Source organism: Pedobacter sp. A2324 (assembly GCF_059693705.1).
Genome location: NZ_JCASSK010000006.1, coordinates 344,097 through 357,863, shown reverse-complemented (window position 1 = coordinate 357,863; position 13,767 = coordinate 344,097). Strand labels below are relative to the sequence as shown.

Sequence of the window (13,767 nt, the reverse complement as noted above, 5' to 3'; positions counted from 1 at the left end):
ATGTTTGATTTGTACAGTATGAACAGAGATCTGCAAAGAATGTTTGAAAGCGGCAGGTTAAAATGAAGAAATAAGCCCCCCCAATTTACAAAAATGGAAGAGGTCTTTATAGTATCAAAACAACTTTCCAGTTTGCCCGGGAAAGTTTTTCTTCAAGTGTTTGTATGCCGCTTCAGTAACTTCTCTTCCGCGCGAGGTACGCATGATATAACCCTCCTGAATCAGAAAGGGTTCATACACTTCTTCAATAGTTCCCTCATCTTCACCAACAGCTGTAGCAATGGTTTTTAAGCCAACCGGTCCACCTTTAAACTTGTCGATAATCGTACTCAATATTTTATTATCCATTTCATCCAGGCCATGCTCATCAACATTTAAGGCATTCAGTGCATAGCTTGCAATAGCGGTATCGATTGTTCCGTTACCTTTAATCTGGGCGAAATCACGCGTTCTGCGTAACAGCGCATTGGCAATACGAGGCGTACCGCGACTACGGCGGGCAATTTCGTAGGCACCTTCATCGCTGATTGGTGTTTTTAATATCTCAGCAGAACGTAAAACAATTGTTGTCAATAGTTTTGCATCGTAATAAGCTAACCGGGCATTGATACCGAAACGCGCCCTCAAAGGCGCCGTAAGCAAACCCGAACGGGTTGTGGCACCAACCAAAGTAAAGGGATTTAACGAAATCTGTACTGATCTTGCATTAGGTCCTGATTCCAGCATGATGTCGATTTTAAAATCTTCCATAGCTGAATAAAGGTACTCCTCAACCAACGGAGATAGCCGGTGAATTTCATCAATAAATAGAATATCGCCCTCATCGAGTCCCGTTAGTAAGCCAGCCAGGTCACCTGGTTTGTCGAGCACGGGTCCTGAGGTTACTTTGATCCCCGTAGCCATTTCATTAGCAATGATATGAGATAGCGTAGTCTTTCCAAGTCCGGGAGGGCCATGTAAAAGTACGTGATCCAGGGCTTCCCCCCGAAGTTTTGCCGCCTGCACAAAGATTTTCAGGTTTTCCATGACCTTCTCCTGTCCGGTAAAATCTTCGAAAGCCTGGGGCCTCAATACCCGTTCAATATCTCTGTCGGTAGGAGTAAGGTGGTTTGCTTCGGGATCAAGATGCTCGTTCATAAAGCAAAGATAAAATTAAATGCTAAAAAAATTAGGATCTTTTAAATTTCTCTGAAACGACAAGGTCTTTCGACCCTGCTGTATATCTGTAAAAACCTTCACCGGTCTTAATGCCCTTGTAACCAGCATTTACCATGTTCACTAAAAGCGGGCAAGGCGCATATTTCGGATTTCCAAAACCATCATGAAGTACTTTAAGTATCGCCAAACAAATATCCAGACCTATAAAATCTGCCAGTTGCAATGGTCCCATGGGATGAGCCATTCCTAATTTCATTACTGTGTCTATTTCATAAACACCTGCAACACCTTCGTATAAGGTATATATTGCCTCATTGATCATCGGCATGAGGATTCGGTTGGCCACAAAGCCAGGATAGTCATTTACTTCAACGGGAATTTTATCCAGGTTTGTTGACAGTGCCATAATCGATGCGGTAGTTTCATCACTACTTTGATATCCCCTAATCACTTCTACCAGTTTCATGACCGGAACCGGATTCATAAAATGCATGCCGATCACCTTATCTCCCCGGTTGGTAACAGCCGCGATCTGCGTTATGGAGATCGATGAGGTGTTAGAAGCAAGGATGCAGTGCTCTGGTGCATATTGATCTAAATCCCTGAAAATATTCAGTTTTAAATCCAGGTTCTCTGTCGCTGCCTCAACAACCAAATCCGCATTTTCAACACCCTCTTTGATGGATGTATAGGTGGTTATCTTTTCCAGCGCCTGAATTTTTTGTTCTTCTGTTATTGCTCCCTTAGCAATTTGCCTGTCAAAATTCCTGGAAATGGTAGCTAAGGCCTTATTTAATGCATCCTGGCTGACATCAATAAGGTTCACTTTATAGTTATATTGGGCAAACAGGTGACAAATGCCATTTCCCATTGTTCCTGATCCGATTATTGAAACTGCTTCTATCATTTTTGATTATCTGGTTAATAATTTTGACTGCTTATTGGGGTAATGTGATGTTTATTTTGTTAAAAGTGCAAATTAAGGGTTCTATACTTGTCTTTAATTTATGATTTTATAATATTTTAACGCACTACATTTATTTTTAACAAACATTTACAAATCTGTTTGTCGATACATCCATCCTTTTTATCGTGTCTTAACAATTTAGTTGTTTTCAATGGCTTTAATTCGCAATTGAAATATTAATCGTTGCATCTGTTCTTATTGAACTGGGATCCTCTCAAGTTTTCCATTGTAATGAAACCCTCTAATCATTTATATGTATTTGCTTGCCCTGGACCAAAGTTCGTCTGTTGCATTTGCTGTGATTGATTTTTCAAACTTATTAACTATTAAACTAAAATAAATGTAAATGAAAAGAAAACTACTAAAATGTTTGTTGTTCTTTATTGTTTTGCTGGTAACAAAGGTTTCGGCACAAGAAAGAATTGTTACAGGAGTGGTAACAGCTAAAGAGGATGGCCTGCCGATTCCGGGGGTCAGCATTAAGGTTAAAGAAGCCAATAATATAGTCACTACTTTAGCGAATGGATCCTATTCCATTAAAGCGTCAAATGGTCAGACGTTGGTGTTTACTTATGTTGGCTACAAAACGAGAACTTTTTTGGTGAATTCAAAAACCATTGATATTGTTCTAGAATCTGACGTAAGCACGCTGGACGAGGTTGTGGTAGCTGCGGGTGGTATTAAACGAACAACAAGGGAGCAAGGCTACGCATCTACCCGTTTGGATAATGAGGCGCTTAATGCAGGTAAATCACCGACAATAGCGGGGGGATTAGCTGGTAAGGTTGCAGGGATGCAGGTAAGTGCGGTTGGAAGCGGCGTTAATCCAAATTATAGAATTGTATTACGTGGTAACCGGTCTATTACTGGTAATAATCAGGCTTTAATTGTGCTGGATGGCGTTGTGGTACCAAATGAATTGCTGGGTAATATCAACCCTGATGATGTTGATGATATCACTATATTAAACGGTGCCAGTGGTGCTGCCCTTTATGGTTCTGATGCATCTAACGGCGCCATGATTATTACCACCAAAAAAGGAAAAAAAGGACAGACTACTATTAAACTTTCAAATACAACTACGCTGGAGCAAGTTAGCTTTTATCCTCAGTTGCAAGATAGGTTCGGCTCAGGTTCGACTTCAGGATCACAAGTCTATGATCCAATCGAAAATCAACAGTATGGTCCGGCATTTGACGGTTCGACCAAAATGATAGGACGCGTTACAGAATCTGGACAATCTCAGTATGTTACATATTCCCCTGTTAGCGATCGGAAAGATTTTTGGGACACTGGTGTACAGAATCAAACCGACTTGTCGCTTTCAGGTGGCGACGAAAAGTCTACAACTTACCTTTCAGCGCAGTATCTGGATGGGTCGGGTACAACCCCTAAAGATAAGTTTTCAAGGGCTGCTTTTAGATTTAATGGTCAGCGTAACTTTTCGAAAAAATTCTCTGCGAACTACAATGTGAGTTATACGCAAAATAAATACGACATAACAAGCGCAACCAGTACTATTTACGAAAATTTGTTGAACACACCGGCCAATATTCCACTATTGTCATATAGTAACTGGGAAGATAATAACAGTTGGGGTAATCCAAACAACTATTATAACGACTATTATGAAAACCCATATTGGGCAATCGATAATTACAGAAGTAAAACCACAAATGATTACTTAACCGGGCAATTGGAGTTAAACCTCAAGACGTGGGATTGGCTTGATTTAAAATATAGAGCGGGTATTTCAAATAGATATTACCAATACAAGTCTTCAACAACTGGTTTTACCTACACTGATTACACGATTGCTAATTCATCGAAGGACAACAAAGTTTCGTCTGTAGGTGAAAGTATGATGGACAAAAGTACATTCAATACCGACTTCATTGCCAATATCAAAAAGGATGTACGTGACTTTTCATTCAATGTGTTGTTGGGCGCAAGTTTAAAAAGCTATAACTATAAAATAGTTAACGCTGCAGGTAGTAATTTGCAGGTACCTGAATTATATAACCTTTCGAACATTACAGGTAATCCAACTGCGTCTGAAGCAAATTATAACACCCGGCAATATGGGGTTTGGGCTGATGCAACAATAGGATATAAGCGCTATCTTTATCTTCACTTGACAGGACGTAACGATTGGGTTTCTGTATTAGCACCCGCTAACCGTTCTTTCTTCTATCCGGCGGCTGACGTTTCATTTATTCCAACTGATGCTATTGCTGCACTGAAAAATCATAAATGGATAGATTATTTGAAAGTAAGAGCAGGGCTTTCTCAAGTGGGTAACGTAAACGTAGGTAATTCAACCAATGGTGGTGCATATAACCTTGAGCAGACATTTAATTCTCAAACCGGCTACGGCTACGGCACTGGTTATACACCAAGCAGCAAAATCGTTTCAAACGATCTAAAGCCTGAAATTACAACAGAATTCGAGACCGGCTTAGACTTTAGATTATTCAAAGGGCTAGTAGATGGAACGTTTACTTATTTTAAATCAAGCTCGACTGGGCAAGCGATTGTTGCTTCGATTTCAAGTGCTTCAGGGGCGAGTACGTACTTATTAAATACTGGCGAGCTGACAAATGAAGGTATTGAAACTAGTTTGCATTTTACACCGATCAAAAAAGGAGACTGGACACTAAAAGTTGGCGGTAATTACGCATACTTAGAGAATAAATTAGTTTCATTAACCAGTGGTGTTGAACGTATTGGATATTCTGATGATAGTTATGGTGTTGCTTATGGTATAGTCGGACAAACTTATCCGGTAATTGTTGGTACCGATTATCAGAGAGATTCTGAGGGCCGTGTTATTGTAGACAAGAATACTGGCTACCCGGTTGGCACAGTAAGCGGAGTAGTGTTAGGAAGCACGCAACCCAAACACAAGTTGGGTTTAGATATTCAATTATCCTGGAAAGGGCTAACATTTACTTCCCTCTTCGAATATAGAGGCGATTATGTACAATATAGCACTGCTGGATCGACATTTGATTTTACAGGTTCATCAGCAAGAAGTGCATACTATAACCGGGAGAAATTTGTTTTTCCAAATTCTTCCTACTATGATTCTGCAAGTGGAACTTATGTAGCCAACAGTAGCGTAACGGTTTCAGATGGTGGTGCAGGATTTTGGACAAGCTCAACCTATAACAGAGGGGTAACTAGCAACTATGTTTACTCTGGAAATTACTGGAAATGGAGAGAGGCTTCTTTAGCATATAAACTTCCTTCATCTTTCCTAAAGAAAGTACCTTTTGTGAGATCGGCAACAGTAAGTGTGCAGGGAAGAAACTTATTCTTATGGACACCAAAATCTAACGAATATACCGATCCTGATTACAGTGCAAATGGTTCGGATAGTAATGCTATTGGTGTTACCTCTCTGTCGCAAACACCTCCAACACGCTATTACGGCGGTACTATTTCATTAACATTCTAACTAGTCAAAACAATGAAAAAATATTTAAACATAATAACTTTGATTGCGCTCATTCTGTCTGCTTCATCTTGTAAAAAAGGATATCTGGATGTTAATGAGAACACAAACAGCGCAACATCCTCAACACCCAATTTAGTGCTTCCTGCCGCACTTACGAATACTGCAACCAACCTCGTTTACTACAATTATGAATATGGCAACTGGCTTGTAGGTTATCAGGCAAATGCAGGTGGATATTCATTTACAGGTTCTACCTACTTTACATACTTATATAATGGAAGTACCAACTCAACAGTATTTACAACCGGATATTCTTTGCTAAACAATTATGAATATATCGTCAAAGAATCTACTGGAGTGGAAAAATATGTGTTGTTTAACTCTGTAGCGAGAATCATGAAGGCATTTCATTATCAGATGCTGGTGGATGAATATGGGGATATACCATATTCGGAAGCTTTAAAAGGATCAGATAATGTAACTCCACATTACGATGATGCTGCAACAATTTACAAATCTTTAGTAACAGAACTTGATGCTTCCATCGCCCAATTGAAAGCTTATTCTTCAAATACAGCAGTTACAGCACTTGGAAAATCTGATGTGATGTTTGGCGGCGATTTGACAAAATGGATCAAATTTGCGAATAACATCAAATTGCGTATTTTGATCAGGGCACAGGATAGCCCGATATTATCTTCATTTGTTTCAACAGCATTCGGAACATTTTCATCAGAAGGTTTTTTAACAGATGATGTATTAATAAATCCAACTTATGCTACTGGTAGTGCGAATATGAATCCTTTGTGGACACTTTATCACACCACTTATTCAGGAACTTCAATCACCAGTTATGGCCAGTCGCGTATTCCAACTAAATTTATTTTTTCATATTATAATGGAACAAAACTGAGCGATGCAACTCGTGGAGCCCTAACCTATAAAAATTACGCTACACCCACTCCAACAAATCAGTTAGGTAACGAAACAAGTGTTTCAACTTACATTACCGGCTATCCAGCATGGTACATTGGTACGGGCACTGCCGCTAACGCAGTTAACACTACGGGATTATTAAAAGGACGAACTATGGGGCAGATCATCATGCCTGCAGCTGAAACCTATTTCCTACTCGCTGAAGCTGCATTAAAAGGACATACGCTGTCCGGTGATGCAAAAACAAACTTTAATTATGGAATTGAAGCTTCTTATAAGTATCTGAGTAAAGATTACACCAATACGAGTAGCTTAACACAGGCTAACCTGGATAGTTACCTTGCCGCATACATATCAGCTAACGCTGCTGCTACAGGCGCAACTACCTCTCTTAATTACCTGGTCGACTGGGATAAAACTGGAAGTCCACTGTCTGGAGATTATAATACATCTGTGAGTGCAAGAAGGCTTGAGGCTATTATTACCCAAAAATATATCGCCTTGAACTGGATAAACGGATATGAGGCATGGCAGGAATACAAGCGAACCGGATATCCTTACATTGTTAAGGGATCTACTTCGGCAACAGCTTCTTTTGCCTCTTTACAATCGGCCGCTACAACCATAGACAAATTGCCTGTTAGGTTACTTTATCCAACAGACGAATATAATTTGAACCCAAATGTGCCTGCGCAGAAAAATCAGTTTACAGACAAAATATTTTGGGACGTTAATTCTAACTAATCAAGCAATGAAAAATTTAAAGAAATTATATACAGTATTAATGCTCATGACGACCTTACCGTTTGCATCTTGCACAAAAGACGATGTTATTTTCACAGATAACGGTGCTTACGGAATTGTTGAATTATCTGACTTACCTTCGCGGGCAAGCTCAACAGCCTATTCAGTGCTAACTAAATCATTTGATGCTGCAAGTTCTATCGACTTTCCGGTTACAGTTAATTACACTGGCGCAGATGGTGCACCGGAAGATGCAAGTGTAGTTTTAGGTTTTGACGACGCTGCGGTAACTACAATGAATTCGACGTATACAATTTTGCCAAGCTCTTTGTATACTGTGCCAAATTATACAGTAACGATTCCTAAGGGGGCCAAAACAGCAACTTTTCATATCACCCTAAATACTGCGGCTTTTGATTTTACTAAAACCTATGCACTCGGGATAAAGGTGAAATCTACATCAACTGGTACCATAAGTAGTAATTACGGTACTGGCGTATTCATTATCGTCGCCAAAAATAAATATGATGGCGTATATACTGTAACGTCTACCAGCTCAATGGTAGATAACACATCCGCTACACTAACAGGTTATTATCCGATGACACAGGAATTAAGAACAACCGGTGCTGCATCTGTGGCGGAATATGATGGTTACTTATACTCAACCAATTATTATCATCCTATAAAGAGTGGGACATCGACCTCTGCATACGGAAACTTTTCACCAATCTTTACAATGGATGCTGATGGAAATGTTACAAGTGTAACCAATTATTATGGTCAAGGCACAAACTCATCCGTGAGAGCGGCAAGGTTGAACCCTACAGGGGTAAATAAATTCACTATATCAGGAAGTACAAAGGTATTAGAGGTAAGTTATATCATGACACAATCCGGAGCAGATCGGACGTATTTCTATGAAAAATGGAGTTATACAAAAGCCAGATAATAATTTCCAATACAAAGAGAGAACAGGTTTCTCTCTTTGTATTAAACGTTCATCCGCCAAAAACCAAATCCATTCCGTTAAAAAATGTTAAGAAAAAAGTTAAATTTTGTTTATCGATACAAAGCCCAAATTCGTCGATACAAGCTATTACAGCGCTTCTTTTTTGAAGATATTTGATTCATCAAGAGAAACAAAAAACATTTGTTTACCTGATTAATAAAAAGACATAACCGTAAGCAATAGAAAGCTAACGTTTTTATAAAAGTACTTCCTAGTAAATTTAGGTTAGTTAATGATTAGTTAAAGAAAAGAGATATTGCTGGATAGCGTATCTCTTTTCATTTATAATGGTTTTTAAGGTGCCAAACGTGATTTTACCCAGCTTCCTTTACTGAGCTCGAAATTAATCCGGTCATGCAACCTGCTGCGTCGTCCCTGCCAGAATTCTATTCTTGTTGGCTTTACGATGTAACCACCCCAGTGTGCCGGCTTGGCAATTTTCTTATCTTTAGCTGAACTTTGTAAATCCTCGAACTTTTCTTCTAAAAAGGAGCGGTTAGGAATCACCTGACTTTGTGGAGAAGCGATAGCACCAATCTGGCTGGCTACCGGACGACTGTTAAAATACGCCTCAGAGGTTTCTTTATCCAGTTTCTCTACGGTTCCTTCAATCCTGACCTGGCGCTCCAGTTCAGGCCAGAAAAATACCAATGCAGCATATGGATTTCTTTTTAGTTCTTTTCCTTTGGCGCTCAAATAGTTGGTAAAAAACCTGAAGCCATCGTCATCTACGCCTTTCAACAAAACAATTCTTGCATCCGGACGTCCCGCTTTGTCGGCTGTAGCCAATGTCATCACATTAGGTTCATGAATCTGGGCTTCAACAGCGTGGTCGAACCATTTTTTGAACTGAAAAATGGGGTTATCATCAACGTCAGATTCATCTAAAGTGGCGCTTTTGTAATCCTGGCGTAGGTTTTGTAGAAATTCGTTATTAACTTGCATAAAACAAAAATAAGCATCTTTTATGGTGCTACAAATGATTATCGTCATGCTTAACAATATAGAACCCAAAACCGGCCGCTTATTAATATCTGAACCATTCATGGCCGATCCAAATTTTAAGCGATCTGTTGTCCTGTTAACCGAGCACAGTGAAGAGGGAAGTGTAGGCTATATTCTCAATCAGGTTGGGAATCTACTACTCAGGGATGTGATTCAGGACTTGTGGGAGGCCGACAATCAAATTTATTTTGGCGGACCTGTAGCGGCCGATACCCTTCACTTCATTCACCGTGCTTATGATAAGCTGCAAAGCGGGGAGGATATCGGAAACGGAATTTACTGGGGTGGAAATTTCGAGACACTCAAAATTCTGATCAATAACAACGCGATCAATGAAGATGAAATTAAATTCTTTATTGGTTATTCCGGATGGGATAGTGGGCAGCTTAAACGCGAGCTGGAACAAAACGCCTGGATGGTGGGAAATGTTTCTAATGCTGATCTTATTTTCGGGAATGATGAAGAACAGTTATGGCGGGATGTTGTTGTAAATCTAGGTCCAAAGTACGCACATGTCAGTAATTTTCCCAGCGATCCAAGTTTAAATTAATACGACGAAAGTGCTATATTCCTGATAAACTAAACCGCCAGATAGATAACACACAAATTGCATGTTTTCTATCTGGCGATTGTATCAAATCAGCATTGGAAAGTAATTACATGCTTGCTGCACTTTCTTCAACTTTCTGTCTTAGATCATCTTTATAGGCTTGCATTTTTACAGTTAACGAATCATCTGCGGTAGCTAAAATCTGTGTTGCAAGTAAGCCTGCATTTTTTGCAGCATTAAGTGCTACAGTAGCCACAGGAATTCCATTCGGCATTTGTAAAATCGACAAAATACTGTCCCACCCATCAATAGAATTTGATGATTTAACAGGTACACCAATTACCGGCAAAGTGGTAATTGAAGCCACCATTCCTGGAAGATGCGCAGCACCACCCGCGCCTGCGATGATGACTTTCAAACCTCGTCCTTGTGCCTCTTTTGCGTAATTGAACATCCGCTCAGGAGTTCTGTGTGCCGAAACCACCGTGATTTCGTAGTCAATTTCAAATTCCTTCATCACATCGGCAGCATCCTGCATTACGGGCAAATCAGATTTGCTACCCATTATAATTCCTACCAGTGGTTTTGCCGCCGAAGGCGAATTTGAATTTGCTGTACTCATTTGTAATAAAGTTTATTGAATTTTTGTTGTTATCTAAAGCTAAAAAAAGGTGTTAAGCAATTACTTTTAAAGTTTTCTGTACGTATCTTGCCTTTTCAATTGCCTTATCCCGGTCTATATCCACAATGGTTACATGGCCCATTTTACGGAAAGGCTTCGTATATTTTTTACCATAAAGGTGTACAAATACACCATCGATGGCCAAAATCTTTTCAAGATTCTCGTATTTCGCAACCCCTTCCGAACCTTTTTCACCCAGAAGGTTGATCATAATGGCATTTGTGATGCTGCTGGTATCGCCTAGTGGAAGGTTATAAATTGCACGGAGGTGTTGCTCGAACTGCGAAACATAATTTCCTTCAATCGTTTGGTGCCCGCTGTTGTGTGGACGTGGAGCCACTTCATTTACCAGCAATTCACCGTCTCTGCATACGAACATTTCAACGGCTAAAATTCCGGTAATGTTCATGGCAGCAGCGATATTCTTAGCGATATTTTCTGCTTTTTGTTGCAGGCTTTCTGCGAAGGTAGAAGGTGAAATCAGGAATTCCACCAGATTCGCTTCAGGATTAAATTCCATCTCCACCATAGGGAAGGTTTTCATGTCGCCGTTTGCATTACGCGCAACAATCACGGCCACTTCCTTTTCAAAATCTACCAGTTTTTCAATGATGCAGGGTGCATCGAATGCATTCTCCAGATCTGTTGCATTATTGATCCTCATTACACCTTTACCGTCATATCCATCTTTTCTCAACTTCAGGATGTATGGAAAGGGAATTTGGCTGTTAACCATATCTTCTTTCGTATTGGCCATGTGGAAAGGTGAGGTTGGAATGTCATTTTCCTTGAAGAATTGCTTCTGAACGCCTTTATCCTGAATTAAACGGATTACCCTTGATTGTGGGAATACCTGTTTGCCTTCTTTCTCAAGTTGTTCCAGTGCATCAATATTCACTTTTTCAATCTCGATGGTAATGATGTCAGCCTTCTTGCCAAAATTATAAACGGTATCGAAATCAGTTATTGAGCCGTTTTCAAAGTAATTGGCAATGTGCTTGCATGGCGCGTCAGGATCAGGATCGAGAACCAGAGCGTTTACATTGTAATTAATTGCTTGCTGAATGAGCATCCTGCCCAATTGTCCGCCACCTAAAATACCCAGTTTTAATTCGCTAATCTGTTTTGCCATGCGCTTGAAAATAATGCTACTTTTGTGCAAAAGTAACCATAAAAAAGTTTTATTGATGAATGCTGATGCAATAATTATTGGTGCAGGTGCCTGCGGGTTAATGTGTGCTGTACAGGCAGGCTATCTGGGGAAGAAGGTTATCCTGCTGGAAAGGAATGAAAAACCCGGTGCCAAAATTCTGATATCAGGTGGCGGACGCTGTAACTACACCAACCAATATGCATCTGCTGAGCAATTCACCTCAGCTAATCCGCATTTCATCAAATCTGCCTTTACGCAATGGACAGTAGATGATACGATTGGTTTTTTCGAAACGTATGGTATTCAGGGAGCTGAAAAAACATTGGGACAACTATTTCCTGAAGGGAAAAATGCAAAGGATATTGTGCAGGTATTCACCACTATATGTGAAGATTTTGGTCAGGAAATCCGGTGCGATGCAGATGTAAAAGACATAGCGTTTATGGAGCAGGGCTTTCAGGTAACCTATGAACGAAAAGGAAAAAAAACAGTACTGACTGCCGAAAAGCTGGTAATTGCTACGGGCGGATTACCGATTCCGAAAATGGGTGCCACAGATTTTGCCCTGCGTTTTGCCCGTAAACACAGCTTAAAGATTGTAGAGACTGCACCGGCACTGGTGCCACTAACCATTACTGGAAAAGATGAGGATTGGTTTGCACAACTTTCGGGAAACTCGGTTTTCTGTGAAGTTAGTAATGAGGAAATTTCTTTCGAAGAAAACATTTTGTTCACCCACTGGGGTTTAAGCGGACCGGCAATCCTGCAGATTTCTTCTTTCTGGAGAAGGGGTGAAGCCATTAATATTAACCTGTTACCTCATCAGGATATTGTAGCCCTGTTAGATGAAGAGCGAAGAACCAACGGGAAAACACTTCTATCCAATTTGTTGAGCCGTTTCTATACCCGGAAGTTTACCGATGCGCTGGGCAAGTTTCTGCCCTTAAGTAAGCCTGTAGCCGCCCTAACAAAAACTGAAATCGATTTAATAGAAAATACCATTCACTATTTTAAAGTGAAGCCAGCAGGGGATAAGGGGTATGACAAGGCGGAAGTGATGCGCGGGGGAATCGACACAAATGAAGTGTCATCTAAAACACTCGAAAGCAAAAAGATTCCCAATTTATTTTTCGGAGGAGAATGCCTTGATGTTACCGGATGGTTAGGTGGGTATAACTTTCAATGGGCCTGGGCAAGTGGATTTGTGATTGCACAACATTTATAATTTAAATTTCACTCAATCCCAAGACAATATATCACAGATATACATCCGGCATAATTTCCCATGCCCAGGGTTTTTTGAAAGTTTTAAACGTTCGCAGTTGCGAAAAATACAGCACTTCACTGGTTTTTCTGTTGGCTACGTCTCTTCTATGGAGGTTGCCAACAGTTGTAAACAGCTCACGGGTTTTGAAATCGTAAACCCTTTCCGTCATGTCGCCAGTGTTCTGGTTAAAGTATAGGTTGATGGCACTGGTTAAAAACCAGTCATTATTTTCAAACTTAAAAGTATAACCCATTTCCCAGCGCCATTCTGCACCACCTTTAAAACGCAGATAAAGCTGTCCTTCTTTAATGTTCATTTGAGTGAGCGGATCACCTAATTTACCGCCTTCCTTTTCACGCAGGATAAAATCATTGTTTTGTGTAGCCAAACGGTAACTGTTCGACGAAGCAACTTTAAAAAAGATAGCTAAAATGCGAGGCTTCTGCGTTTCTTTGATTATATCCGAATTGTTATCGCCATAAGTCCGGTTCTCATCTATGGTTTTCGTTGATTCAAAAATTACAGCCAGATCATTTACTCCGTCGTTATTCAGATCGCCGTTGGCTGTTTCGATAATTGTCCAGTTGGAAGGAGTGAGCTGCTGAAGGGAGTTGCCCTCTTGCTTTATTTTCGGAAACAGAAAAGTTTTCTGTGCCGCACATACCTGCACAGTTAGCATCAGCAAAACGGAATAGCAAATCTTCATTCAGGGAAAAAGGTGTTGATGTCTGTTTAGAACGTTTCGAATTGGAATTTAGTTTGTATCGTTTTTAATTGGAGGTTATCATGGCATGAAGCTTACATACGGATGGTTAAATATGTCTTAAAATTCC

General features: G+C 40.1%; 11 protein-coding genes. 5 read left to right on the top strand and 6 right to left on the bottom strand.

Translation table 11 applies throughout. The features are described 5' to 3' along the window. Positions 1-114: 114 nt before the first annotated feature. Both ruvB and AC570I_RS18675 read right to left on the bottom strand, forming a co-directional pair. A complete protein-coding gene (gene ruvB / locus AC570I_RS18680; protein WP_047801199.1) occupies positions 115-1,137 on the bottom strand; it encodes a Holliday junction branch migration DNA helicase RuvB in 1,023 nt (340 codons plus the stop codon). Between the two features lie 31 nt (positions 1,138-1,168). Next, positions 1,169-2,065: a 3-hydroxyacyl-CoA dehydrogenase family protein gene (locus AC570I_RS18675; protein WP_497406687.1), complete on the bottom strand. Its 897-nt coding sequence runs from the start codon at positions 2,063-2,065 to the stop codon at positions 1,169-1,171. 406 nt (positions 2,066-2,471) lie between these two features. Between AC570I_RS18675 and AC570I_RS18670 the strand changes: the two genes are divergently transcribed. From AC570I_RS18670 to AC570I_RS18660, 3 genes are read left to right on the top strand one after another with little or no spacing between them, the layout of a single operon-like run. Continuing rightward, positions 2,472-5,585 (top strand): SusC/RagA family TonB-linked outer membrane protein, encoded by a 3,114-nt coding sequence (locus AC570I_RS18670; protein ID WP_497406686.1) that lies wholly within the window; start codon positions 2,472-2,474, stop codon positions 5,583-5,585. 12 nt (positions 5,586-5,597) lie between these two features. Continuing rightward, positions 5,598-7,265 (top strand): SusD/RagB family nutrient-binding outer membrane lipoprotein, encoded by a 1,668-nt coding sequence (locus AC570I_RS18665; protein ID WP_497406685.1) that lies wholly within the window; start codon positions 5,598-5,600, stop codon positions 7,263-7,265. A gap of 7 nt (positions 7,266-7,272) precedes the next feature. Then, positions 7,273-8,217 (top strand): DUF1735 domain-containing protein, encoded by a 945-nt coding sequence (locus tag AC570I_RS18660; RefSeq protein ID WP_497406684.1) that lies wholly within the window; start codon positions 7,273-7,275, stop codon positions 8,215-8,217. A 354-nt stretch (positions 8,218-8,571) separates the two neighbouring features. Here AC570I_RS18660 and pdxH read toward each other — a convergent pair whose 3' ends face one another. Continuing rightward, the gene (gene pdxH, locus AC570I_RS18655) at positions 8,572-9,222 is read right to left on the bottom strand and encodes a pyridoxamine 5'-phosphate oxidase (RefSeq protein WP_497406683.1); all 651 of its coding nucleotides are present in this window, start codon (positions 9,220-9,222) and stop codon (positions 8,572-8,574) included. A 46-nt stretch (positions 9,223-9,268) separates the two neighbouring features. Between pdxH and AC570I_RS18650 the strand changes: the two genes are divergently transcribed. Further along, positions 9,269-9,832, top strand: a complete 564-nt coding sequence (locus tag AC570I_RS18650; protein WP_497406682.1) for a YqgE/AlgH family protein — start codon at positions 9,269-9,271, stop codon at positions 9,830-9,832. Positions 9,833-9,938: 106 nt separating this feature from the next. Here the strand turns inward: AC570I_RS18650 and purE are convergent, their stop codons facing one another. Continuing rightward, positions 9,939-10,454, bottom strand: coding sequence for a 5-(carboxyamino)imidazole ribonucleotide mutase (gene purE / locus AC570I_RS18645; protein WP_497406681.1), 516 nt, complete (start codon positions 10,452-10,454; stop codon positions 9,939-9,941). Positions 10,455-10,506: 52 nt separating this feature from the next. Continuing rightward, positions 10,507-11,646, bottom strand: a complete 1,140-nt coding sequence (locus AC570I_RS18640) for a 5-(carboxyamino)imidazole ribonucleotide synthase (RefSeq protein ID WP_497406680.1) — start codon at positions 11,644-11,646, stop codon at positions 10,507-10,509. 55 nt (positions 11,647-11,701) lie between these two features. Here AC570I_RS18640 and AC570I_RS18635 point away from each other — a divergent pair, with 55 nt between their 5' ends. Continuing rightward, positions 11,702-12,892 carry a BaiN/RdsA family NAD(P)/FAD-dependent oxidoreductase gene (locus tag AC570I_RS18635; RefSeq protein ID WP_497406761.1) on the top strand — a complete coding sequence of 397 codons (1,191 nt, stop codon included), beginning with the start codon at positions 11,702-11,704 and terminating at the stop codon, positions 12,890-12,892. A gap of 31 nt (positions 12,893-12,923) precedes the next feature. On the opposite strand, the gene AC570I_RS18630 is transcribed toward AC570I_RS18635, so the two are convergent. Next, positions 12,924-13,640 carry a hypothetical protein gene (locus AC570I_RS18630; protein WP_497406679.1) on the bottom strand — a complete coding sequence of 239 codons (717 nt, stop codon included), beginning with the start codon at positions 13,638-13,640 and terminating at the stop codon, positions 12,924-12,926. Positions 13,641-13,767 lie beyond the last annotated feature (127 nt).